Consider the following 23,874-nt stretch of genomic DNA (forward strand, 5'->3'; position numbering starts at 1 on the left):
CTCGACTCCGAGAAGTACCAGCTGCGCCCCCGCGACTGGGAGACGGCCGAACGCGAGGGCCGCACCATCACCCCCCTCATCACCCGGCTCAACGCCGTCAGGAGGCGCCACCCGGCCCTTCGCCGACTGCGCAACCTCCGCTTCCACCACACCGACAACGACATGGTCCTCGCGTACAGCAAGACCACGGACCGGGACAGCGTCCTCGTCGTCGTCAACCTCGATCCGCACCACACCCAGGAGGCCACGGTCTCGTTGGACATGCCGCAACTCGGCCTGGAGTGGCACGCACTCATGTCCGCGCACGACGAACTGACGGGTGAGACCTATCGCTGGGGCAGGAACAACTATGTGCGCCTGGAACCGGGGCGGTCCCCGGCACACGTGCTCCACATCCAGCGGTCGTCCACGTAGCCATCGATCGGAGGGTCACAGCGTCATGACTGTCAACCAGCCCGTCCCGGACACCTTCGAGGACACTCCCGCCAAGGACCGGGACCCGGAGTGGTTCAAGCGCGCGGTGTTCTACGAGGTCCTCGTCCGTTCCTTCCAGGACAGCAACGGCGACGGCGTCGGCGACCTCAAGGGCCTGACCGCCAAGCTGGACTACCTGCAGTGGCTGGGTGTCGACTGCCTGTGGCTGCCGCCCTTCTTCAAGTCCCCGCTGCGGGACGGCGGTTACGACGTCTCGGACTACACCGCCGTACTGCCGGAGTTCGGCGACCTCGCCGACTTCGTGGAGTTCGTCGACGCCGCCCACCAGCGCGGTATGCGGGTGATCATCGACTTCGTCATGAACCACACCAGCGACCAGCACCCGTGGTTCCAGGAGTCCCGCAAGGACCCCGACGGCCCCTACGGCGACTACTACATGTGGGCCGACGACGACAAGCAGTACCCGGACGCCCGGATCATCTTCGTCGACACCGAGGCCTCCAACTGGACCTTCGACCCGGTGCGGGGTCAGTACTTCTTCCACCGCTTCTTCTCCCACCAGCCGGACCTCAACTACGAGAACCCGGCCGTCCAGGAGGAGATCCTTGCCGCCCTCCGCTTCTGGCTGGACCTCGGCATCGACGGCTTCCGCCTCGACGCCGTCCCCTATCTCTACGCGGCCGAGGGCACCAACTGCGAGAACCTCCCGGCCACGCATGAGTTCCTCAAGCGCGTCCGCCGTGAGATCGACCTCCACTACCCGGACACCGTGCTCCTGGCCGAGGCCAACCAGTGGCCCGAGGACGTCGTCGACTACTTCGGCGACTACGACTCCGGCGGCGACGAGTGCCACATGGCCTTCCACTTCCCGGTCATGCCCCGCATCTTCATGGCCGTGCGACGCGAATCCCGCTATCCCGTCTCCGAGATCCTCGCCAAGACCCCCGCCATCCCCTCCAACTGCCAGTGGGGCATCTTCCTGCGCAACCACGACGAGCTGACCCTGGAGATGGTCACCGACGAGGAACGCGACTACATGTGGGCCGAGTACGCCAAGGACCCGCGGATGCGCGCCAACATCGGCATCCGCAGGCGCCTGGCCCCCCTCCTCGACAACGACCGCCACTCCATCGAGTTGTTCACCGCCCTGCTGCTCGCCCTGCCGGGCTCGCCGATCCTCTACTACGGCGACGAGATCGGCATGGGCGACAACATCTGGCTCGGCGACCGCGACGCCGTCCGCACCCCCATGCAGTGGACACCGGACCGCAACGCCGGCTTCTCCACCTGCGACCCCGGACGGCTCACCCTGCCCACGATCATGGACCCGGTCTACGGCTACCAGGTCACCAACGTCGAGGCCTCGATGGCCTCCCCGTCCTCGCTGCTGCACTGGACCCGCCGCATGATCGAGATCCGTAAGCAGAACCCGGCCTTCGGCCTCGGGTCCTACACGGAGCTGCAGTCCTCCAACCCGGCGGTGCTGGCCTTCCTGCGCGAGTACGAGGACGACCTGGTGCTCTGTGTGAACAACTTCGCGCGGTTCGCGCAGCCCACCGAGCTCGACCTGCGCGAGTTCGCCGGACGCCACCCGGTCGAGCTGTTCGGCGGGGTCCGCTTCCCCGCCATCGGCGAGCTGCCGTACCTGCTGACCCTCGGGGGCCACGGCTTCTACTGGTTCCGGCTCACCCGAGTCGCATCCCGCATCGGCCGACGCCCATCGGCGTGAGCTTCGAGCGTGTGCCGAGGAAAGGACGCGTCACCATGCAGAAGACCGCAACTCCCCGACCAGTCCGTACCGTCGACGCGGGCCCCATGGCCTCGCTCGCCGGACTGCTGCGCGAATGGCTGCCCCGGCAGCGCTGGTTCGCGGGCAAGGACCGGCCCGTCACGGACCTGGCCCTGGTGTCCATGACGGAGCTGTTCCCGGGCTGCCTGCATCTGCTGGTGCACGCCGGTCACGGCGGACTGCCCACGCCCGGTGGCACTGCCCCGGCCGGTGACTGCTACCAACTGCTGCTCGGCGTGCGCCGTCATCTCTCGCCCCGCCTCGGCCGGGCGCTGATCGGACGCGCCGAGGAGGGACCGCTGGCCGGTCTGACGGTCTTCGACGCACTCCAGGATCCCCGCTCGGCCCAGCTGCTCCTGGAGCGGCTGCGCCGGCCCGGGACCGCCGGCCCGCTGCGCTTCGAGACCGCCCCGTCCCTGACCGTCCCGAGCGGGCTCGTGCCGCGGCTGATGGACGCCGAGCAGTCCAACACCTCCCTGGTGTACGGGGACGCGTTCATCCTGAAGCTCTTCCGGCGTGTGCAGCCCGGGATCAACCCGGACCTGGAAGTGCCGGAGGCGCTGGCCGAACAGGACTGCCGGCGCGTGCCGGCGCCGGTGGCCTGGTTCCGTACGACGCATCCGCAGGAGGCCACCCTCGGGGTGCTGCAGCCGTTCCTGCGGGACGCGCACGACGGCTGGGCGCTGGCGTTGCGCGCGCTCGCCACGGGCGACGACTTCACCGCGCAGGCCCGCCAGTTGGGGCAGGCCACGGCCGAGGTGCATCTCGCGCTGGCCGCGGCCTTCCCGACCGGTGCGCACGACGAGAGCGTGCGCACGGCCTCCGCGATGACCGAGCGTCTGGACGCGGCCGCCCACGCCGTGCCCGCCCTGCGCCCGTACGTGCCCGGACTGCGTGCCGCCTTCGGCACGCTGGTCGCCTGCGACCCCGGACCCCCCGCCCAGCGCATCCACGGCGATCTCCACCTGGGCCAGGTCCTGCGAGCCGGCCGGGACTGGTTCGTCATCGACTTCGAGGGGGAGCCGTCCCGTCCCCTCGCCGAACGGCGTGCCGCGCAGTCCCCGGTGCGGGACATCGCGGGCATGCTGCGGTCCTTCGACTACGCGGCCCGGCAGCGCCGCCCCTGGCGTCCCGAATGGGCGCGCCGCTGCCGGGAGGCGTTCTGCGCCGGCTACGCCGACCGGGCCGGCTGGGACCCGCGCAAGAAGCACGGCCTGTTGCGCGCCTACGAGACCGACCGGGCCGTGTACGAAGTGCTCTACGAGGCCAGACACCGTCCGGACTGGCTTCCCGTTCCCATGGCGGCGATCGAGCGTCTCGCCGTAAGAGGAGGCTGAAGCCGTGGCCCTGCGCGACACCTCACTCCCCGAGCCCTCCGGCCCGGCGCGCCCCCAGGCCGCGCCGCCCCTGGACCCCGGCGACCGTGAACGCCTGCTGTCCGGCCGGCACCACGACCCGCACGCGTTGCTGGGCGCCCATCCGGTGCCCGGCGGCATCGCGGTGCGGGCGCTGCGCCCCTACGCCCGCTCGGTCACCGTCGTGACGGGCGCCAGGCGCGAGGAGCTGGTCTCCGAGGGCGACGGCCTCTTCTCCGGCGTGCTGCCGCTCGACGAGATCCCCGCCTACACGCTGGCGGTGCGCTACGACGACGAGGAGCACGAGACGGCCGACCCGTACCGTTTCCTGCCCGCGCTCGGCGAGCTGGATCTGCATCTCATCCGCGAGGGCCGGCACGAGCAGCTGTGGAAGGCGCTGGGTGCCGAGCCGATGACCCACGAGGGCGTGACCGGCACCCGGTTCACCGTGTGGGCGCCCAATGCCCAAGGGGTGCGGGTCGCCGGGGAGTTCACCTGCTGGGACGGGACGGCGCTGCCGATGCGCTCGCTGGGCGCCTCGGGCGTGTGGGAGCTGTTCGTGCCCGGCATCGGCGAGGGCGCCCGCTACAAGTTCGAGATCACCTCGCGGTACGGCAGCCGGTTCCTCAAGGCCGACCCGATGGCCCGCCGCACGGAGGCGCCGCCCGACACGGCGTCCGTGGTGACGGCCGCGCACCACGAGTGGGGCGACGCGGAGTGGATGGCCCGGCGCGGCCGGACACCGGTGCACCAGGCACCGTTCTCCGTCTACGAGGTCCATCTGCCGTCCTGGCGCGCGGGACTGACATACCGTGAGCTGGCGGAGCAGCTGCCCGGGTACGTCAAGGACCTCGGCTTCACCCACGTCGAGCTGATGCCGGTCGCCGAGCACCCCTACGGGCCGTCCTGGGGCTACCAGGTCACCGGCTTCTACGCGCCCACGGCCCGTCTCGGCAGCCCCGACGACTTCCGGTACCTGATCGACGCCCTGCACCGGGCCGGCATCGGGGTGATCATGGACTGGGTGCCGGCGCACTTCCCCAAGGACGACTGGGCGTTGGCCCGCTTCGACGGCGACCCGCTGTACGAACCCGGGGACGAGCGGCGTGCCGAGCATCCGGACTGGGGCACCTACGAGTTCGACCTCGGGCGCACCGAAGTGCGCAACTTCCTGGTCGCCAACGCCGTCTACTGGTGTGAGGAGTTCCACATCGACGGGCTGCGCGTCGACGCCGTCGCCTCCATGCTGTACCTGGACTACTCACGGGACTCCGGACAGTGGTCGCCCAATGTGTTCGGCGGCCGGGAGGACCTGGGCGCGGTGGCGTTCCTGCAGGAGATGAACGCGACCGTGTACCGACGGGCGCCCGGTGTGGTGACCATCGCCGAGGAGTCCACCGCCTGGGACGGCGTGACCCGCCCCACCGACAGCGGCGGGCTCGGGTTCGGGCTGAAGTGGAACATGGGCTGGATGCACGACTCGCTCGGCTACATCGTGCACGAGCCGGTGCACCGCAAGTACCACCACAACGAGATGACGTTCTCCATGGTGTACGCCTACAGCGAGAACTACGTGCTGCCGATCTCCCACGACGAGGTCGTCCACGGCAAGCAGGCGCTGGTGTCGAAGATGCCCGGCGACTGGTGGCAGCGGCGGGCCACGCACCGCGCGTACCTGGGCTTCATGTGGTCCCACCCGGGCAAGCAACTGCTGTTCATGGGGCAGGAGTTCGCGCAGGGCGCCGAGTGGTCCGAGACACACGGACCGGACTGGTGGCTGCTGGATCCCGGCTACAGCGCCGAGCCCGATCACCGTGGGGTGCGGGACCTGGTCCGCGACCTCAACACCGTCTACCTGGACACCCCGGCGCTGTGGCAGCGCGACAGCGATCCGGGCGGCTTCCGCTGGGTGCTGGGCGACGCGGCCGAGGACAACGTCTTCGCCTTCCTGCGCTTCGCCGCCGACGGCAGCCCGCTGCTGGCCGTCTCCAACTTCTCCCCCGTGGTGCGCCACGACTACCGTCTCCACGTCGGCGACGAGGTCCCGGTCTGGCGCGAGCGGCTCAACACCGACGCCGCCCGCTACGGCGGCGGCGACGTCGTCAACGCGGAGGACCTCAAGCCCGAGGACGGGAACATCACCATCACCCTGCCGCCGCTCGCCACGGTCTGGTTCACCCCGTTGCAATGACGATCAGCGGGGTACTCGATGGCGTCGTAACGGTGGCGATGTCATAGAGAGGCGGCCTGAAGGTGCGGACCGTCGGTGTGGAGGAGGAGCTCCTCCTGGTGGACCCGGAGACCGGTGAGCCGAAGGCGTCGTCCGCCGCGGTGCTCGCCCGTGCGGAGCACGACGGCGCCGCCGAGGGGGTGTTCGAGAAGGAGCTGTACGGCCAGATGCTGGAGTTCGCCACGCATCCGCAGGCCGACATGGCGGATCTGAGCGCGGAGATCGTGCGGTGCCGCAAGGAGGCCGGCCGGCACGCCGGGGAGATCGGGTGCACGGTCGCCGCGCTCGCCACCTCCCCGCTGCCGGTCAGCCCGACGGTCGGGATGGGCAGCCGCTACCAGTGGATGGCCAAGCAGTACGGCCTCGCCGCGCAGGAGCCGCTCGTGTGCGGCTGCCACGTCCATGTGGCCGTCGACTCCGACGAGGAGGGCGTCGCGGTCATCGACCGCATCCGTCCCTGGCTGTCGGTACTTGCGGCGCTGAGCTCCAACTCCCCTTTCTGGCAGGGGCAGGACACGCGGTACGCCAGCTATCGCAGCCGGGTGTGGCAGCGCTGGCCGTCGGCCGGGCCGACCGAGGTGTTCGGGTCGGCCGAGCGCTATCACCGGCGGGTGGCGGACATGGTCGCGAGCGGGGTGATCCTCGACGAGGGGATGGTCTACTTCGACGTCAGGCTCTCCCAGCAGTACCCGACGGTGGAGCTCCGGGTCGCCGACGTCTGTCTGCACGCCGACACGGCCGTTCTGATCGCCCTGCTCGCCCGGGGGCTCGTCGAGACCGCGGCGCGGGAGTGGCGGGCCGGACGCGAGCCGGTCGACCACAGCGTCAGCCTGCTGCGGCTGGCCGCCTGGCGGGCCGCCCGCTCCGGGCTCGAGGAGGAGCTGCTGCACCCGGCGACCATGCGCCGGATGCCCGCAGAGTCCGTGGTGGCCGGGCTGCTGGAGCATGTCGGAGAGGCCCTGGAGGAGACCGGCGACCTGGAGCGCGCCCGCACGAGCTGCGCGAGGCTGCTGGAGGGTGACACCGGCGCGGGCGTCCAGCGCCGGGTGCTCGCGGAGACCGACAGCCTGCGCGAGGTCGTCACCGCCTGCGCCCGTCAGACCCAGGCCTGACACGGACGTACTCAGAAGATCATGGCGAGGGCGAACGCGAGGAAGCCCACGGCGATCAGCACGACCACGACGAGGATCAGCGCCAAAGGCGCCTTCGCCCAGCCCTTGGGCGGATTGTGCCCCTCCAGCGGCCCCGCCTCCGGCATGCTGCTCTCCGCGGGCGGGGTCTCGCCGGGCGGCACTCCGCCGCCGGGCTCGAGACCGGTGGTGCGTTCGGGTTCCGGATCGGGATTGACGTAACTCATGCCCCCGAGTCCCCCCGACACGGCGAGATCATCACGGCTCCACAACTTCGCACGTTCCGGTCACCATCCGCACCCACCTGAGCTAGATTCGAGCACCGTCGACAACAGAGATCGTCGGCAGGGTCACCCTCCGTACACCCCAGGAGCAGCGCATGCGCAACGTCGCCCTCGCTCCCCCCTCCGTCGCGCCCCTGACCGGCGGGCTGGCCGACAGCATCTTCGACACGGCGGCAGCCGACCCCACGCGCGCGGTGCTGGCCCGCCGCACGGACCCCGCCTCCCGCGCCTGGGAGGAGGTGACCGCCGTGGAACTGCGCGACGAGGTGGTCGACCTGGCCAAGGGCCTGGTGGCGTCCGGGATCTCCCCCGGCCACCGCGTGGCGATCATGGCGCGCACCCGCTACGAGTGGACGGTCCTCAGCTACGCCCTGTGGGCGCTGGGCGCGGAGGTCGTCCCGATCTACCCGACGTCCTCCCGCGACCAGGTGGAGTGGATGCTGCGGGACGCCGGCTGCGTGGCGGTGGTGGTGGAGGACGAGCAGGCCGTGATGACGGTCGGCTCGGTGTGCGGGGCGCTGCCGCGGCTGCGGCATGTGTGGCAGCTGGACGCGGGGGCGCTGGCCGATCTGGTGAAGCGGGGCGCGCTCATCCCGCTGGCGACCGTCGACTCGCTGCGCCGTATCGTCCTGCCCGACTCCACCGCGGCCGTCACCTACACCTCCGGCACGACAGGTCATCCCCTGGGCTGCGCGCTGAGCCACCGCAATCTGGCCAGCGCCTGCGACACCCTGCTCGCCGGCTGGGGCCACACGGTGGTGCCGCCCGGCGAGCGGCAGGGCTCGGTGCTGGCCTTCCTGCCCTTCTCCCATGTCTACGGCCTGCTGGTGCAGACGCTGTGCCTGCGCGGCGGCCTGGTGATGGGGCATGAGCCCGATCTGAGCGAGGAGGCGCTGTCGGCGGGCCTGCGGTCCTTCCGTCCCACCTACCTCTGCGCCGTGCCCTCCCTGTTCGAGAGGATCTACAAGAACTTCCTGCACGCCTCCCAGGAGGCGGGCCGCGGCGCCCTGTTCGAGCGGGCCGCGGACACGGCACGGGACTTCGCGGCCGCGCTGGAACGGCAGCGGCTGGGCGGCGGTTCCGGCCCCGGCTTCGACCTGCGGCTGCAACACGCCCTGTTCGAGCGGACGGTGTACCGCAAGCTGCGCGCCGCGCTGGGCGGCAGAGTCATCCGCGCGACCTCGGGCGGCTCGCCCCTCAGCCGTGAACTGTCGCTGTTCTACGAGGGCATCGGCATCTACGTCAACGACGGGTACGGCCTGACGGAGGCCGCCGGCGGAATCACCGCGCAACCTCTGGGCCGCGAGATGTCGGGCACCGTCGGAAAGGCGTTGCCGGGCACGGACATCGCCGTCGCCGAGGACGGGGAGATCCTGGTGCGCGGGCCGTCGGTGTTCCAGGGCTACATCAACGACGAGGCCGCGACCCGGGCCGCGCTGCGCGGCGGCTGGCTGGCCACCGGGGACATCGGGCACCTGGACTCCGACGGGTACCTGACGATCACCGGCCGCAAGAAGGACATCATCGTCACCAGCAGCGGCAAGAGCGTCGCCCCGGCCGCCCTGGAACAGCGGCTGCGGATGCACCCGCTGATCCACCAGGCGGTCGTCGTCGGCGACAACCGTCCCTGTGTGGGCGCGCTGATCACGCTGGACCCGCTGTTCCTGGCGTACTGGCGCCGCTCCCTGGCACTGCAGAGCACCACGCCCAGCCGGGAGGCCCGGGAGGAGAACGCGCTGCGGGAGGAGATCGGGCGTGCGGTGGCCGCGGCCAACAGCTCCGTCTCGCGTCCGGAGTCGATCCGGGTCTTCCGGGTGCTGCCCGAGCCGTTCGACGTGACGAACGGAATGCTGACCCCGTCCATGAAGCTGCGGCGGGACGCGATCGTCAAGCACTACGCTTTCGAGATCGACGCGATGTACCAGGCACGCGCGCGTCCGGCCCGGCAGAACATGCCCGACGAGCTGTCCAGCTGGGACGAGGCGGACAATGTGTTCCGATGAGCTCTGCTCGGGAACCTGGGACGGGTAGGACATCCGAGCAAGGACGACAGCCCCGCGGCATCGGGCGGGAAGGCGAGATGGCAACCGAGCGGCGTTGGGAAAGAGGACTTCCTTCGGGTCACCTCCCGGAGCGGACCACGCGTTTCCCCGGCGATGTCCACAATGTGACGGACGCGCGCCTGGACGCGGAGCGGTTCCTGGAGGACCTCAGCGAGGTGACGCCACCGGCGGCCCCCGAGCACTGGGACGACATCCTGCTGGTGGTAACGGAACTCGCCGCGAACGCGATCCAGTACGCGCCGGGCCCTTTCGAACTCCGGCTGCGGCAGACCTACGACGGGGTGCACGTGGTCATGCACGACACGAGCACCACCCCACCCGCCCCCCGTCCGTTCCGTCCCGACGGCGGTGGCGGCGGGGTTGGCTGGCATCTGATCCACACCCTGTGCGACCAGGTCAGTGTCACCACGACCGACAGCGGCAAGGACATCCACGTCTTCCTGCCCTGGTGAGCGGGGCCGGGAAGCGGTTCCCTCAGGCCGGCTGCCCGGCTTCCGGAGCGCTGCGCTCCACGGCCCGCAGCGGAACGAGCACACTGATGGTCTTTCCGCCCCCGGGACGGCGTACGACGGTGACCTCGCGGGCCAGGCGCACGACCAGCGGCCAGCCGTAGCCGCTGCCCCGGTGTCCCACCGGCAGCGCGCCGGACCCGTACATGACCTCGGGCACCACGTCGCTGTTGTCGTGGACGGCGAGCCGGAGTCCGTCCGGCGTGGGGGCGAGCTCCAGTCCCGCCAGTCCCCCGCCGTGCCGGATCGCGTTGGTGACGAGCTCCGACACGACCAGCAGCAGATCGATGACGTCCTCTTCGCAGGCCGTGCGGTCCGCCGTGTCCCACTGCTCGCGCACCACCGAACGCGCGTAGTCACGCGCCGTCGCCGCCGTCGTGACCGGTGGCCTCACCGCTGCGTCAGCCTCGTGGACCCGGTCACCTCGCACAGCCCTTCAACTCTTCTGTGGCCACACTCACGCTGTCTCTTCCTTCCGGACGGGGGCCGGAATCACGGCCGTGTGTTTCCCAGCAGTTACCCGGCTGCTCCGTCCGCATTCTGCACAGCGGGAGCGAGGCCCGTCACGTCAGGGGCGGCGCCAGATACGTCTGCCAGCCTCCCTCGGGCCACAGTTCGGCGGCGTGGACGAGGAGCCTGCGCGGCTGCGGACCCAGGCCGGAAACCCTCAGCAGCCCGCCGTTGCGGGCGACGGACCGGTCCGCGACATGAACGATGTACAGCAGGGACGAGTCGGCGAAGGCGACGCCGGTGAGGTCGAGGGTGAGCCGCCGTACCGATACGGGAAGACCTGCCACAGCGCTTTCGACGGCGGGACGGCTGCGGTTGTCGAGGTCGGTGTCCACGGTGAGCGTGGCGGTTCGGCCGCCGGGGCTCAGTGAGATGTGTGCGCCCATGCTTCGTGTCCCCCTTCCATGGGGGTTGGTGGCCGGGTGACGGCCTGCGGGCTCCCCCCACCGTGTCACGAACCGCCGGGCACGTCGAACCACTCTTGGAAAGTCCGGACGCATGCGGGGCTGGATCAGGGGTAACTGCGGTTGCGGCTGTCCGCTCGCGTGCGTGGGAACCGATCACGCGGGTAACCGGCCTTGCCGTAGCACTCGTTGTTGTCGGAGGTAGACGTGTCCATTGCCCACAATCCCCTGTCCGTCGAGGTCAGCCTGCCCGGTGAGGACGTGGCGCTGGTCACGGTGAAGGGCTACCTGGACGTCGACACGGCGACGGAGTTCCAGCACCATCTGGCCAACCAGCTGCACCACGGCCGCAGGCACTTCCTGCTGGATCTCACGGATGTGCCGTTCATGGACTCCTCCGGCATGAACATCATTCTGCGCGTCTACCAGGAGGCCAGGGAGCTGCCCGGGAGTGTGCACATCATCTCTCCCACGCCCGCCGTGCGCCGGATTCTCGACCTGACCGGAGTGAGCATCACGGTGCCCGTCTCGGAGAGCGTCGAGGAGGCGCTGGCCCGCGTCGACCAGGCACGCGAGCAGTGACGGTTGCCGTTTGACAATTGTGCGGTCCGGACAACAGAGTGAGCGCGCCAGCGCGGAAGGGATCAGGAATGGGCCGGTGTCAGGCGGTACGCGCCGCGGAGGATTCGTCCTCGTGGATCGCCGCCGCCGCGGCCGCGCAGAAGGCCTCCAGGCTGTCGAGCAGTGAGGTCCGCCGGTCGGCCGGCATCCGGTCGAGCACGGACTGCAGGGTCGTCTCCCGGCGCAGTCGCAGGTCCGTCAGAAAGGCCCTGCCGTGTCGGCTCAGATGAAGCTGCAGCTCCCGCCGGTTGGTGAGCGGGGTCCTGCGCTCCACGAACCCCACGGCCTGCAGCCGGTCGCACAGCCGGCTCGTCGAGGGGGGCGTGGAGCCCAGCGCGTCCGCGAGCGTGCGCAGGTTGATGCCCTCGTTGTGCTCCAGGATGAACAGGACACGCAACTGCGAGGCGGAGACCGGTGCCGTCGAGGCCCTGCCCCACAGCACCTCCAGCAGTTCGGCCGCCCGGGCGGTCACACGCGCGGTCTCCTGGGGTCGCGGGCGCGGATGCGGGGTCGTCACCCTGACACTGTCGCAGCCTTCCCGACCCCTGTCAGCTCACCTCCGGCGCACGCGGCGCTCGGCGCGAGCAGCGGACGGCGGCGTCCGCGGGCCTCGTCCCCGACGGCGCTCCCCCGCACGAAATGGTGTGACGAAGAGCATGAACAGACTCATGGCCGCCGAGCGCGCCCTGCGCTCGGCGGCTCCGCACCGGTTGGCGACGACCGTCCGCGAGGTGCTCTGCGGCCTGTACGAAGCGGAGCACGCCGAGTTCCGCGTGGCCGACTACGGGCTGACGGTGTTGCGGCCCGTGTCCCCGCTGACCGGGCCCCCGGAGGCGGTGCCCCTGCACGGCAGTGCGGCCGGGCGCGCCTTCGGCGCGCAGCAGCCGATCGAGGAGGACGACGCCGGACGGGTCCGCGTCCATCTGCCGGTCACCGTGCGCGGCGACCGGCTGGGAGTGCTGTCCGTCACCCTGCCGTCCGCGGTGCGGGTGCGTACCGATCCCGGCGAACTGGCGGAGCTGGCCCGGTTCTTGGGGCACGAGGTGGTCGTCGCCGAGCGCCATACGGACGTGTACGCGCAGGCGCGGCGCACGGATCGGCTCACGCTCGCCGCGGAGATGCAGTGGCAGTTGCTGCCTGCCCGCTCCAGCTCCCGTGCCGAATACGCCCTCGGCGCCCAACTGGAGCCCGCCTACGCGGTCTTCGGCGACAACTTCGACTGGTCGGAGTCGCCCGACCGGCTGCTGCTGTACATCACCAACGGCATGGGCGAGGGCATCGACGCCTCCCTGCTCACCAGCCTCGGCATCAACGCGCTGCGCAACGCCCGGTGAGCGGGCATCCCGATCTGCGACCAGGCCGCCCTGGCCGACCAGGCGATCTACGCCCAGTACCGGGGAGCGGTCCATCTGTCCGTGCTGCTGCTGGACCTGGAACTGGCCACCGGGCGGCTGCAGGTGGTCGACGCGGGATCGCCGAGGATGCTGCGGCTGCGCGAGGGGACGGTGTCGTTGGTCGACCTGGAGGCGCAGCTGCCGCTGGGCATGTTCGAGGAGACCGACTACACCGCCCAGGAGTTGCTGCTGCGGCCCGGCGACCGGCTGCTGTTCGTCAGCGACGGCGTCCACACCGTGGCCGGGCCGAACGGCGAGAGCTACGGGGAGCGGGCGCTGGCGCGGGCCATCACGGCGACGCGGCTGCTGCCGGCCGCCGATGTGCCGGCCGCGGTCCTGCGGGAACTGGGCGCCCACCGCGGCAGATCCGAACCGGACGACGACGCGCTGGTGGCGTGTGTCGACTGGTTCGGCAAACAGCCCGCCGACTAGGGCCTGTTGCGAAAGTCCCGCCGTCCGCCCGGAGGGCGGGCCCTGCGGCGTCATGGGGGTCCCCCCGCGCGAGGTGGTTCGAGCGTGGGGGAGCGTGCTCTCGGCGTGCCGGGTGCAGGCCCTCGTACCGGACGTACCTGGGTTTGTGCCCGGTGCGGCGAGTGGGGGTGCCCCCTCTGGGGGAGCGTGCCGGGCGTCGCGGGGCAGGCGGGACTTTCGCAACAGGCCCTAGGGCTGGGGCCATCGGATATCGAACGATGCGGCCCCGGTCGCACGCGTGTCGCGCCGGTGCGGACCGGCGGACCACCCGACGGGATCACCCGGCGGGGGCGAGGGCCGGGGCGACCTCGCACCATGACTACAGTTGTCGCCCGGCAAGAGTCGCGCTTTCCGTACCCGGCCGGCGGCGGGTACGGCCGACGCGACGCGGACGACGCGGATGAGGAGTGAGCAGGTGCCGGAGCACGAAACGGCAGAACAGCACGGATCGCCGATACGGGAGGTCGGCGGGTTCCTGCGCCGCCGCCGCGAGCAGATCGCCCAGCGCTGGGCCGACGAGGCCCTCTTCCGGGCCGTCTTCACCATCTCCCGGGACGAGGCCGTGGAGGCGGCCCGCACCGTGATCGACGCGCTGGCCCAGGTGGCCGACGCGGAGCGGGCGCACGACACCGACGCCGCTGGGTTCATCGTGGTGCGCGAGCAGCTGGCCCGGATGGGCGCCTCCCGCTCCCGCGCCGGTTTCTCCACGGCACAGGTGTCGAACGAGGTGGACGCCCTGCGCCCGCCGGCGGTGAACCTGCTGATCGCCGATCTCCCGGACGCGTCGCCCGACCACGTCCTCGAGTGCGCGACCGCCCTCACGGTGCTCATGGGCACCCTGCGGCTGGTCGTCCTCGACACGGCGCTGAACGAGAACCAGGCGCTCATCGAGCGGCAGCAGCTGCAGTTGCTGGAGGTGGCCACCCCGGTCATCAAGCTGTGGGACGGCATCGTCGCCGTACCCCTGATCGGAACCCTCGACAGTGCGCGCAGCCAGGTCGTGATGGAGACGCTGCTGCAGGCCATCGTCGAACAGCACGCCCGTTTCGCGATCCTCGACATCACCGGTGTGCCCACGGTCGACTCGCTGGTGGCGCAGCACCTGATGAAGACCGTCGCAGCCGCCCGCCTGATGGGCGCCGAGTGCGTCGTCTCCGGCATCCGCCCGGCCATCGCGCAGACCATCGTCCACCTCGGCCTGGACCTGGGCACGGTCCTCACCCGGGCCAGCCTCGCCGACGCACTTGCGTACGCCCTGCACGAACTGGGCTCCGGCATCATCGCCCCGACGAACGGCGGGGCGGTACGCGGTGACCGATGACTTCTACCGTGTCCCCCCGCCCCATGTGCCGGTGCTCCGCCTCGGCGACGTCCTGCTGGTCACCCTGCAGGGGGACCTGCACGACAGCACCGCGCAGCAGCTGCAGGAAGAGATCGGCGAGACCATCGCGAGCAGCGGGGTGACCGGGGTCGTCATCGACATCTCCGGGGTCGAGATCGTCGACTCCTTCCTGGCCCGGACGCTGGCGGAGATCGCGGCGAACTCCTCGCTGCTGGCCGCCCGGACCGTGGTCGCCGGCATGCGGCCCGCGGTCGCGATCACACTGGTGGAGCTCGGGTTGACGCTGCCCGGACTGCGGACCGCGCTCAACACCGAGGCGGCCATGGACCTGCTCGCCTCCGACACGCACCGGCCCGGCGGGCCACGGGAGCATCGGTGATGCCGATGTCCGCAGGCGTGGACGCCTGCCTGCCGATCCGCTCCGACATGGACCTGGCGTGGGTACGGCAGCACGTACGACAGTCCGCCGCCCGACTCGGCTTCGGGCTGGTGGAACAGACGAAACTGGTGACCGCCGCGAGCGAACTGGCCCGCAACACCCTGGTGCACGGCGGCGGCGGCCGCATGGAGTCGGCCCGGGTGACCCGCGGCCGGGCTGTCGGGCTGCGGCTGACCTTCGCCGACGAGGGCGCCGGCATCGCCGACCTGGAGCAGGCGCTGCGCGACGGCTACACCTCCGGCGACGGCCTGGGCCTGGGGCTGGGCGGCGCCCGCCGGCTGGTCCACGAGTTCTCCCTGGAGAGCACCCCCGGCGTGGGCACCACGGTCACGGTGACCTCCTGGGCGTCGACGCCGCCGCCCCCGCGCGAGGAACCGTGATGCCGCGCGTGTGGGACGTCCCAGTGCACGACTCGACCCGGGTGCGCGACGCCCGGGTCGCCGCCGAGCGTGCCGCCGCCCTCGCCGGGCTGGACGCCAAGCGCACGGCGGCCCTGTCGCTGGTGGCGACCGAGCTGGCGACGAACCTGGTCAAGCACGCCGGGGGAGGACAGCTGCTGGTGGAGCTCGTGCCGCCCGCCCTGCCCGCCGACGCCGCCGTCCCCGCGCGGCTCGTGCAGATCGCGGCGATCGACCACGGCCCCGGTATCGCCGACGTCACCGCCGCCCTGAGCGACGGTTTCTCCACCGCGCGCTCCCTGGGCGCGGGCCTGGGCACGTGCCGGAGGGTCGCGCACGACTTCGCCCTGCACAGCGTCCCCGGGCGGGGCACGGTGGCGCTCGCCCGCATCGGCGCCGCCCCGGGGACCACCCCGGCCGAGGACCCCGCCGCGGTGCGGGCCGGCGGCATCAACGTGCCCTTCGCCAGGGCCGAGTACTCCGGTGACGCCTGGACCTGGGTGCGCGCCGGGGCCCGGGCCACCCTGATGCTGGCCGACGGACTGGGACACGGGCCGGAGGCGGCGCGGGCCTCGTCCGCGGCCGTCGAGGAGCTGCACCGCTCGGCGCACCTCTCCCCCGCCGACTGTCTCGGGCGTCTCGACAGCGCGCTGCGCGGCACCCGCGGGGCGGCCGTCGCCGTCGCCCAGGTCGACACCACGGCGGGCCTGCTCCGCTTCGCCGGCGTCGGCAACATCGGGGCCAGGCTGCGTACCGGGGACACCTGGCGCTCCCTGCTGTCCCGGCCCGGCATCATCGGTGTGCACCGGCCCAGGACGCTGCACGAGGAACGGATGCCGTGGGCGGCCGACGGGACACTGATCCTGCACAGCGACGGTCTGCCGAGCCGCTGGACGCCACCGGCCGAAGCGGCCATGCTGACGGCGGATCCGGCCGTCGTCGCGGCGGGGGTGATCCGCGACGCGGGCAGCGCCGCCCGCCCGGCCCGCGACGACACCGCCGTGGCCGTACTGGCCCCGACCCTGCCGGAGCGCCCATGAAGCGAACATGGCAGATCAGCACCGTCGGCGACGCCGCGCGCGCCCGTATCGCCGCCGCGCGTCTCGCCGCCGCGCACGGGGTGACGGCGCTGGACCGGACCCGGCTGGCCACCGCCCTCAGCACCCATCTGCGCCAGTGCCTGACCAAGGGCGGCTCCTGGCGGCTCACCCTCGAGGTCACCCCGGCCCCGGCCCCGGCAGCGCAGAGCGTCCTGCACGCCGTCGTCACCCCCCTGGAAACCGCGGAGTCCACCGCGCACACCCCGTGGCGCACCTCCCTCCTCTGCCCCGAGGCACCGGCCGCGGCGGACGCCTCCATGCCGGCCGACACCCCCTCGGTACTGGCCGAGTCCCTGCTCGGCGCCGACGAGGACGCCGCCCTGGTGCTGGACAAGCTCGCCGAGCAGGAGGAGCTGGTCGCCTTCCTCCGGGACGAGCTGCACCAGACCAACCAGGGCGTGCTCGCCCTGCACGCGGAGCTCGACGCGGCGGGGCGTGCCCAGCGCGAGGCCTTCGCCGCCGAGCGCAGCGCCCGCCAGGAGGCGGAGAGCGCCCGCCGCCGGCTGACGTTCCTCGCCGACGCCAGTGCCGTCCTGACCTCCTCGCTCAACCACGACGAGATCGTGCGCCTGCTGCCCGAACTGCTCGTGCCGGAGTACGCCCGCAGCGTCGACGTCTGGCTGTTCGACGGCGACGACGACCGGCGCCCGCCCGCACCGCACCCGGCCGCCGCCGTGCTCGCCGCCCGCACCGGCCGTCCCCAGTACGCCGCCGGCCGCCCCGGCGAACTGCCCGGGGTCGACGACCGTCCGCCGTCGGCGCTCGATCCCGAACACCCCCTGCTGTGCCTGCCGTTGCCCACCCGCCGGGCGCCGCTGGGCGTCATCACCCTCGCCCCGCCCGGGGACCGATGGGACCCGGACGACGCCGTCATGCTCATCGAGTTCGCCCGGCGCGCCAGCATCGCGATCGACAACGCCCGGCGCTTCGAGCACAACCGCGACATCGCCGAGACGCTGCAGCGGGCCCTGCTGACGGACCTGCCCAGCGCACCCGGCCTGCGACTGGCCGCCCGCTACCTGCCCGCCACGCACGGCCTGAACATCGGCGGTGACTGGTACGACGCCTTCCCGCAGCCCGACGGCGGGCTGATCGCCGTCGTCGGCGACGTGACCGGCCACGGGCTGCACGCGGCGGTGATGATGAGCCAGCTGCGCACCGCGCTGCGCGCCTACGCCGTGGACGGCGCGGGCCCGGGCACCCTGCTGACCCGGCTGCACACCTTCCTGCACCATCTGCAGCCTGACCTGTACGCCACCGCCGTCATCGCCCGTCTCCACCCCGACGAGCCCACCCTGACCTGGGCCGCAGCCGGTCATCCGCCGCCGGTCCTGCGTACCCCCGACGGCCGGGTGCACACGCTGGACGCCAAGCCCGGCGCGATGCTGGGCATCCCGCTCAGCCAGGAGATCCCGGACCACACGGTGCCCCTGCCGCCCGGCTCGACACTGGCCCTCTACACCGACGGTCTGGTCGAACGCCGTGCCCAGGGCATAGATCCGGGCATCGCCCGCCTCGCGACCGCCCTGGGCGGCTTCGAGCCGGCCGAGCTGGAACGGAACCTGGAGGGCTCGGCCGACCTCATCCTGGACCCGCTGCTGAGCGACTCCGAGCGCGACGACGACGTCTGCCTGCTGCTGTGCCACCTCGCGGAGCAGCGCGGCTAGCCGTTTCCTTCCTTCTTTGCGGTGCGTTTCCGCAGCCGGGCGGGCATGGTTGTGCTCGACGCGTTCGTCTGTCCGCCGTGGCCCGCTGGCGGAACGGTTGGGCAAGCGGTGGGATCGATGTGGTGCTGGCGGAGATCCAGGGCAGGCGAAGGGCGTCGGTTGCAGACCGCCTGGAGCCGCAGAAAGGGATGAACGACGTGACACGACCCAGGATCCTGGTGGTGGGCGCGGGCTTCGCCGGCGTGGAGTGCGTACGCAGGCTGGAGCGGAAACTCGCGCCGGCCGAGGCGGACGTCACTCTGGTGACCCCGTTCGCCTACCAGCTCTATCTGCCCCTGCTGCCCCAGGTCGCCTCCGGTGTGCTGACGCCCCAGTCGATCGCCGTTTCGCTGCGCCGCAGCAAGAAGTACCGCACCCGCATCATTCCCGGCGGAGCCATCGGCGTCGACCTGAAGGCAAAGGTCTGCGTCATCCGCACCATCACCGACCAGATCGTCAACGAGCCCTACGACTACATCGTGCTGGCCCCCGGCAGCATCACCCGCACCTTCGACATCCCGGGACTGACCGAGCACGCCTTCGGGATGAAGACACTCGCCGAGGCCGCCTACATCCGCGACCACGTGATCTCCCAGCTCGACCTGGCCGACGCCAGCGACGATCCGGCCGAGCGCGCCGCGCGGCTGCAGTTCGTGGTGGTCGGCGCCGGCTACGCCGGCACGGAGACGGCCGCCTGTCTGCAGAAGCTCACCCATGGCGCGGTCAAGCGCTACCCGCGCATCGACCCGGCCCTGATCAAGTGGCATCTGATCGACATCGCCCCCAAGTTGATGCCCGAGCTCGGCGACAAGCTCGGCCGCAGCGCGCAGGAGATCCTCAAGCGGCGCGGCATCGAGGTCTCACTGGGCGTGTCCATCGAGAAGGCGGGGCCCGAGGAGGTCACCTTCACCGACGGACGGGTGGTACCCACCCGCACCCTCATCTGGACCGCCGGGGTCGCCGCGAGCCCGCTCATCGCCACGCTCGGCGCGGAGACGGTCCGCGGGCGTCTCGTGGTCACCCCCGAGATGAACCTGCCCGGTCACGACGGGGTGTTCGCGCTCGGTGACTCCGCCGCGGTGCCGGACCTGGCGAAGGGTCAGGAGGACGCGGTCTGCCCGCCCACCGCGCAGCACGCCATGCGGCAGGGCCCGCAGGTCGCCGACAACATCATCGCGAGCCTGCGCAACCATCCCATGACGCCGTACCACCACAAGGACCTCGGTCTCGTGGTCGACCTCGGCGGCACCGACGCCGTCTCCAAGCCGCTGGGCATCGAACTGCACGGCCTGCCCGCCCAGTTCGCCGCACGGGGCTACCACTGGTGGGCGCTGCGCACCAATGTCGCCAAGGTCCGTGTGGCGACCAACTGGACGCTCAACGCGATCGCCGGTGACGATTTCGTCCGCACCGGCTTCCAGGCCCGCAAGCCGGCCAGGCTCAAGGACTTCGAGTACACCGACGCCTATCTGAGTGCGGAGCAGGTGCGGGAGCAGGTCGAGGGGGCCGGGCGCAAACAGCTGTGAGGCGGGTGCGAGCGGTCCGCGCCCGTCATGTCATGCTGGGTCGCGGATCATGACGTGAAGCGGGGAGTGAGTACGGCGGCGTGAGGGCAGCGCGAGGGTCGGTCAGGGTACGGCTGCGGGATCTCGTGGCGGCCTCCGACCCCGGGCTGCTGCGCCTGACCGCCGGGCTGCGGACGATGGGCGCGATCGCCCTGACGCTGGCCGTGCTCACCCTGCTGCACGCCGATGTGCCCCATCTGGTCGGCGGGGCCATCGCGGCGATGGTGGCCACCTTCGCCATCCGCGAGAAACAGCCCGGCCCGCAGGCCGTCACCCTCGCCCTCGGGCTTCCGGTGGCCCTGGTCTCCGTGTCCCTGGGCGCGTTGCTGCACTCCCGGGTGATCGCCGGTGACGTCTTCTTCGTCGCGCTCATCTTCTGCGCCGTGTACGCCCGCAGGTTCGGCGACCGGGGCACCGCGCTGGGCCTGGTCGGCTTCCAGGTCTACTTCATGTCCCTGTTCGTCGGCGCCACCGTCTCCGCGCTGCCGCAGCTGTACGGCGTCGTCGTGGTCGCCTTCGCGGCCAGTGCGGTCATGCGCTTCGGCCTGGTGCGCGAGACGCCCGCCGGGATCCTGGAGCGGCTGCGGGACGCCTTCCGGGCCCGGCTGGCCCAGCTGGTGTCCGCGCAGCTGGAGCTGCTGGACGCCGGCCCCGACGACATCGACAAAGCCCTGCAGGCCACCCGCGAGGGCACCGCCCGGCTGCACGACACGGCCATGATGATCCAGGGACGGCTGGAGGACGGCACCTCGGACGAGGCCGTGGCCCGGCTGGTGCAGCGGCGCATCGCCGACGCCGAGATCGCCGCCGAGCGCCTCGGTCTGCTGCTGCTCACCGCGCGCAGCGCCGAGCGGGCGGACACCCTGACCCTGCACCTGCCGGGCGCGCCCCTCCCCGAGAGCGGCCGGCTGCCCGTACGGGACGAGGCGACCGAGACCCTGCGCCGCGATCTGCAGGCGCTGCGTGCGCTGGTGCTGCGGCCGGTCTCCGCGCACCCCGGCGCCGGACTGGTCCAGCTGCGCAACCGGCTGCTCGGCTACCGGGACGAGGAGAACCTGCCCAAGGCCTCCCCCGCCGTGCAGGACGTCTTCCGCGGCATCGGCGAGTGCGCCCGCGCCGTGCTGGGCCTCAGGATCGCGCTGGACGGGCCGCAGGACGAGTCGGACGACAGCCCGTCCGCCGCGCGCTCCCGTGAGGAACTGGACGCCGAGGACGCCGCGATCGACGGAGGCGAGGAGAGCGCCGAGGACGCGTCGACGGGGCTGCGGCGGCCGACCACCCGGGCCGCGGTGCAGGTCGCGGTGGGCTCGTCCCTGGCCATCGTGGGCGGCGAGTTCCTCTCCAGTCAGCGCTGGTACTGGGCGGTGCTTACCTGCTGGATCGTGTTCATCAACACCGCGTCCACGGGCGAGATCCTGGTCAAGGGCTACCGGCGGCTGGTGGGCACCGTGCTCGGCGTGATCGCGGGACTGCTGCTCGCCGCGCTGGTCGGCCACCACACCTGGACGGCGTTCGCGCTGGTGCTGCTGTGCGTGTTCGCGATGTTCTACACGGCGCCGCTGTCGTACACGCTGATGTCGTTCTTCGTGACGGCGGCGCTGGGACTGCTCTACACGCTGCTGCACACCTACAGCCTGTCGGTGCTGGTGCTGCGGGTGGAGGAGACGGCGCTGGGCGCGGCCTGCGGGATCATCGCGGCGGCGTTCGTGCTGCCGGTGCACACCGACCGCCGTACCAACGACCTGCTGGAGACGGTGCTGGAGCGGCTCGGAGAGGTCACCGAGGCGGCCGTGGAGCAGCTCAGCGGCGGGCCGCCGGACGAACTGCTGGACAAGGCGCGGGACCTGGACCAGGCGCTGGCGGACCTGAGGGCCGCCACGCAGCCGCTGACCCACCCGGTGACCCCGATGCGGGCCCGGCGCGACACCGCCCGGTACGTGGTCGCGCTGCTGGAGACCTGCGCGTATCACGCGCGGTCGCTGGCCGCGATGGCCGAACTGCTGCCCACCCATCCGTCCATCGCCGCCGATCCCCGGCTGCGCCGGGCGGGGCGGCGCCTGCTGCGCAACATCGACGCGATCGCCGCGCGGGTCGCGGACGAGCGGGCGGACGTCGAGGTCGAGACGGGCGCGAGCATCGCCGCGCTGCTGGAGTCGGAGCTGGCCGACGGGTCGCGCTACGGCCGGATCACCGACCGGGTGCTGCGGCATCTGCAGCGGCTGGACGAGGCGGTGGTGGGCCTGGCCCGACCGCTGCAGGTGCCGGTGGCGGAGCCGAAGCGATGACGGTGACGGCCTGGAGCGCCCAGTGCTATGTCACATACCACCGGCCTCAGTGCTACGTCACATACCACCGGCCTCAGTGCTATGTCACATACCACCGGTCCGTCAGAAGTCCGTGGGCAGGCCGCTGACCTCGGCGATGCCGCGCAGCTCCTCGTTCTGGCGGTGCCGCTCCCGGATGTAGTCGGCGATCTCGCCGAGGCGGGTGGGGTCGGAGGCGGTGTCCGCGTCGGTGATCACGCGGACCGGGCCGGTCTCGTCCAGGTTGATCTCGACGACCTCGTTGTCCAGTCTGCCGGTGACCGCGGCGGCGATGACCAGGGCCGCCTCGTCGCGGACCTCCTGGGACAGACCGTCGGTGCGTTCACCGTCGAGCGCGAAGTCGAGTTCGGGCAGACGCTGCTCCTCGATCGCCCGCAGGATCGGCTGGACCACGTCAAGCAGCTGAAGGTAGTCCTCCGTGTCCATCCGGGTGCGCAGGAGGCCGAGATACATGTCGACGGGCCGGTGCTCGGGTGGAAACTCGGGTTCGTTCATCCCCATCGTGTTCCCCCTTCCTCCCGCGTCAGACCCGGCGCCAGCGCGCCAGCGCGAACGAGAACAGACCGAACAGGACCAGGCCGGTCGCCACGCAGACCAGCAGCCACGGGCCGAGCGGCGTGGCGGCGAACGAGCGCAGGGTGTCGTCCAGTCCCTTGGCCCGGTCGGGCTTGTAGTCGACGGCGGCACGCACCGCGAAGACGCCCGCCGCGGCGAAGACCAGGCCGCGCGCCGCTCCGCCGCCCACGCCGGTCACGTCCACCAGCCGGCGCGCCCAGGGAGCCATCTGCGTGAGCTTGAGCTGACGGCGGTAGTCCCGCCGTACGGCCCGGGCCCCGACCCAGACGCCCGCCACGATGACGCCGGCACCCGCGATGCCCACCAGCCACTGCCCGGCGGGCAGTTGCAGGACCCGCGCGGTGATGTCACGGGACTGCTCGTCGCTGGAACCTCCGCCGCTGCCGCCGTGCGGGCCGGCCGCGAACCGGAGCACCGAGTAGGCGACGAACGCGTAGAAGACGCACCGGGCCGCCGCGATCAGCCGCTTGCGCGCGCTGCGGCCGTCCTTGCCGACCGAGCCGAAGACGGCCTCCGACAGCCGCCACAGCGCCATGCCGACCAGGCCCAGGCCCAGTGCCCAGAGCAGGACGGCTCCGAAGGGCTGTCGGGCCAGCTCGCCGACCGCGCCGCCGCGGTCCGCCTGTTGGTCCGTGTCGCCGAAGGCGATCTGCAGCGCGATGACGCCGACCAGCAGATAGATCACCCCCCGGGCGGTGAGCCCGGCACGGGCGGCGCCCTCGGTCACCGAGCCGCGGGCCGCACGTTCGGCCTGCATGCGGGTGGTATGTGACATAGCACTCGCGTTCATGTGAACCTCCCGTCGTGCGAATGCCCCGGCTTCGGGCCCCGACACCGGCCGCAACCCGTGCGATCGCGCCAGTCGGGACCCGGCGCCGGCACCGGACACGGCTGTGCCCGGAAGCGGGCTCGATGCGCTTCCGGGCACAGCCGTCGCGGACTGGTGCGTGAGGTCAGTCGGCCAGGGGGGCGGCGGTCTTCGTCTTCGACGGCGAGTGCGCCGGGTCCGCCGCCGCCAGCAGCCGGTGGGCCGTCTCCAGGGCGTGTCTGACGTCACGGGTACCGGTCGACACGCACAGCGTGTACGCCACGTCCTGGGCGCGCGGGCTGACCCGGCCCGTGCCGGTCTCGGCCTCCTCGGCCCGCAGCGACTCGTACTCCTCGACGAGTTTGCGCAGAAAGGCCGGATGAGGGATCAGCATGGTTTCCGTTCCTCCTCGAATCGGTAA

General features: G+C 71.7%; 22 protein-coding genes and 1 pseudogene. 16 read left to right on the plus strand and 7 right to left on the minus strand.

Annotated features, from left to right (window positions below):
• From ACWCQ1_RS02425 to ACWCQ1_RS02445, 5 genes are all read left to right on the plus strand, one after another.
• The coding region (locus tag ACWCQ1_RS02425) for an alpha-glucosidase C-terminal domain-containing protein (protein ID WP_133048750.1) at window positions 1–414 on the plus strand (414 nt) is incomplete at its 5' end.
• Window positions 415–439: 25 nt separating this feature from the next.
• Window positions 440–2,164: a maltose alpha-D-glucosyltransferase gene (gene treS / locus ACWCQ1_RS02430; RefSeq protein ID WP_133048749.1), complete on the plus strand. Its 1,725-nt coding sequence runs from the start codon at window positions 440–442 to the stop codon at window positions 2,162–2,164.
• A 35-nt stretch (window positions 2,165–2,199) separates the two neighbouring features.
• Entirely contained in the window at window positions 2,200–3,561 is a 1,362-nt protein-coding gene (locus ACWCQ1_RS02435; RefSeq protein WP_358602245.1) for a maltokinase N-terminal cap-like domain-containing protein, read from the plus strand.
• 4 nt (window positions 3,562–3,565) lie between these two features.
• Window positions 3,566–5,770, plus strand: a complete 2,205-nt coding sequence (gene glgB, locus ACWCQ1_RS02440) for a 1,4-alpha-glucan branching enzyme (RefSeq protein WP_358602242.1) — start codon at window positions 3,566–3,568, stop codon at window positions 5,768–5,770.
• 62 nt (window positions 5,771–5,832) lie between these two features.
• Window positions 5,833–6,921, plus strand: a complete 1,089-nt coding sequence (locus ACWCQ1_RS02445) for a glutamate--cysteine ligase 2 (protein WP_451025677.1) — start codon at window positions 5,833–5,835, stop codon at window positions 6,919–6,921.
• Window positions 6,922–6,932: 11 nt separating this feature from the next.
• On the opposite strand, the gene ACWCQ1_RS02450 is transcribed toward ACWCQ1_RS02445, so the two are convergent.
• Entirely contained in the window at window positions 6,933–7,166 is a 234-nt protein-coding gene (locus tag ACWCQ1_RS02450) for a DUF6480 family protein (RefSeq protein ID WP_451025678.1), read from the minus strand.
• 152 nt (window positions 7,167–7,318) lie between these two features.
• Here ACWCQ1_RS02450 and ACWCQ1_RS02455 point away from each other — a divergent pair, with 152 nt between their 5' ends.
• Together ACWCQ1_RS02455 and ACWCQ1_RS02460 are read left to right on the plus strand one after the other, a co-directional pair.
• Entirely contained in the window at window positions 7,319–9,226 is a 1,908-nt protein-coding gene (locus ACWCQ1_RS02455; protein ID WP_358602233.1) for an AMP-dependent synthetase/ligase, read from the plus strand.
• Window positions 9,227–9,303: 77 nt separating this feature from the next.
• Window positions 9,304–9,738: an ATP-binding protein gene (locus tag ACWCQ1_RS02460; RefSeq protein ID WP_133048743.1), complete on the plus strand. Its 435-nt coding sequence runs from the start codon at window positions 9,304–9,306 to the stop codon at window positions 9,736–9,738.
• A 22-nt stretch (window positions 9,739–9,760) separates the two neighbouring features.
• Here the strand turns inward: ACWCQ1_RS02460 and ACWCQ1_RS02465 are convergent, their stop codons facing one another.
• Complete coding sequence (locus ACWCQ1_RS02465; protein ID WP_451025679.1) at window positions 9,761–10,189, minus strand: ATP-binding protein; 429 nt, start codon at window positions 10,187–10,189, stop codon at window positions 9,761–9,763.
• 169 nt (window positions 10,190–10,358) lie between these two features.
• Window positions 10,359–10,691 carry an STAS domain-containing protein gene (locus ACWCQ1_RS02470; RefSeq protein ID WP_165955123.1) on the minus strand — a complete coding sequence of 111 codons (333 nt, stop codon included), beginning with the start codon at window positions 10,689–10,691 and terminating at the stop codon, window positions 10,359–10,361.
• Window positions 10,692–10,916: 225 nt separating this feature from the next.
• Here ACWCQ1_RS02470 and ACWCQ1_RS02475 point away from each other — a divergent pair, with 225 nt between their 5' ends.
• Window positions 10,917–11,291 carry an anti-sigma factor antagonist gene (locus tag ACWCQ1_RS02475; RefSeq protein WP_133048740.1) on the plus strand — a complete coding sequence of 125 codons (375 nt, stop codon included), beginning with the start codon at window positions 10,917–10,919 and terminating at the stop codon, window positions 11,289–11,291.
• 79 nt (window positions 11,292–11,370) lie between these two features.
• On the opposite strand, the gene ACWCQ1_RS02480 is transcribed toward ACWCQ1_RS02475, so the two are convergent.
• Window positions 11,371–11,802 carry a MarR family transcriptional regulator gene (locus ACWCQ1_RS02480; RefSeq protein ID WP_356763780.1) on the minus strand — a complete coding sequence of 144 codons (432 nt, stop codon included), beginning with the start codon at window positions 11,800–11,802 and terminating at the stop codon, window positions 11,371–11,373.
• Between the two features lie 184 nt (window positions 11,803–11,986).
• On the opposite strand from ACWCQ1_RS02480, the pseudogene ACWCQ1_RS02485 reads away from it, so the two are divergent.
• The 8 genes and pseudogenes from ACWCQ1_RS02485 to ACWCQ1_RS02520 all read left to right on the plus strand — a co-directional run bounded on the left by ACWCQ1_RS02485 (window position 11,987) and on the right by ACWCQ1_RS02520 (window position 22,030).
• Window positions 11,987–13,156: pseudogene (locus tag ACWCQ1_RS02485) on the plus strand (PP2C family protein-serine/threonine phosphatase).
• A 454-nt stretch (window positions 13,157–13,610) separates the two neighbouring features.
• Window positions 13,611–14,516 (plus strand): STAS domain-containing protein, encoded by a 906-nt coding sequence (locus ACWCQ1_RS02490; protein ID WP_165955122.1) that lies wholly within the window; start codon window positions 13,611–13,613, stop codon window positions 14,514–14,516.
• Window positions 14,506–14,916 (plus strand): STAS domain-containing protein, encoded by a 411-nt coding sequence (locus tag ACWCQ1_RS02495; protein WP_133048736.1) that lies wholly within the window; start codon window positions 14,506–14,508, stop codon window positions 14,914–14,916. Before ACWCQ1_RS02490 ends, ACWCQ1_RS02495 begins: the two co-directional genes overlap by 11 nt.
• Window positions 14,916–15,356, plus strand: a complete 441-nt coding sequence (locus tag ACWCQ1_RS02500; protein WP_133048735.1) for an anti-sigma regulatory factor — start codon at window positions 14,916–14,918, stop codon at window positions 15,354–15,356. The genes ACWCQ1_RS02495 and ACWCQ1_RS02500 overlap by 1 nt, the downstream gene beginning before the upstream one ends.
• A complete protein-coding gene (locus ACWCQ1_RS02505; protein WP_358602219.1) occupies window positions 15,356–16,414 on the plus strand; it encodes an ATP-binding SpoIIE family protein phosphatase in 1,059 nt (352 codons plus the stop codon). Before ACWCQ1_RS02500 ends, ACWCQ1_RS02505 begins: the two co-directional genes overlap by 1 nt.
• On the plus strand, window positions 16,411–18,141 hold the full coding sequence (locus tag ACWCQ1_RS02510) for a PP2C family protein-serine/threonine phosphatase (protein WP_451025680.1): 1,731 nt from the start codon (window positions 16,411–16,413) through the stop codon (window positions 18,139–18,141). Before ACWCQ1_RS02505 ends, ACWCQ1_RS02510 begins: the two co-directional genes overlap by 4 nt.
• 188 nt (window positions 18,142–18,329) lie before the next feature.
• A complete protein-coding gene (locus ACWCQ1_RS02515; protein WP_358602213.1) occupies window positions 18,330–19,706 on the plus strand; it encodes an NAD(P)/FAD-dependent oxidoreductase in 1,377 nt (458 codons plus the stop codon).
• A gap of 80 nt (window positions 19,707–19,786) precedes the next feature.
• Window positions 19,787–22,030 carry an FUSC family protein gene (locus ACWCQ1_RS02520; protein WP_451025681.1) on the plus strand — a complete coding sequence of 748 codons (2,244 nt, stop codon included), beginning with the start codon at window positions 19,787–19,789 and terminating at the stop codon, window positions 22,028–22,030.
• 102 nt (window positions 22,031–22,132) lie between these two features.
• Here the strand turns inward: ACWCQ1_RS02520 and ACWCQ1_RS02525 are convergent, their stop codons facing one another.
• From ACWCQ1_RS02525 to ACWCQ1_RS02535, 3 genes are all read right to left on the minus strand, one after another.
• Window positions 22,133–22,564, minus strand: a complete 432-nt coding sequence (locus tag ACWCQ1_RS02525; RefSeq protein WP_133048730.1) for a hypothetical protein — start codon at window positions 22,562–22,564, stop codon at window positions 22,133–22,135.
• 28 nt (window positions 22,565–22,592) lie between these two features.
• Window positions 22,593–23,435 carry a DUF1206 domain-containing protein gene (locus ACWCQ1_RS02530; protein WP_358602207.1) on the minus strand — a complete coding sequence of 281 codons (843 nt, stop codon included), beginning with the start codon at window positions 23,433–23,435 and terminating at the stop codon, window positions 22,593–22,595.
• Between the two features lie 163 nt (window positions 23,436–23,598).
• Window positions 23,599–23,847, minus strand: a complete 249-nt coding sequence (locus ACWCQ1_RS02535; RefSeq protein WP_133048728.1) for a DUF5133 domain-containing protein — start codon at window positions 23,845–23,847, stop codon at window positions 23,599–23,601.
• Window positions 23,848–23,874 lie beyond the last annotated feature (27 nt).

The organism is Streptomyces sp. NPDC002144, assembly GCF_053593695.1.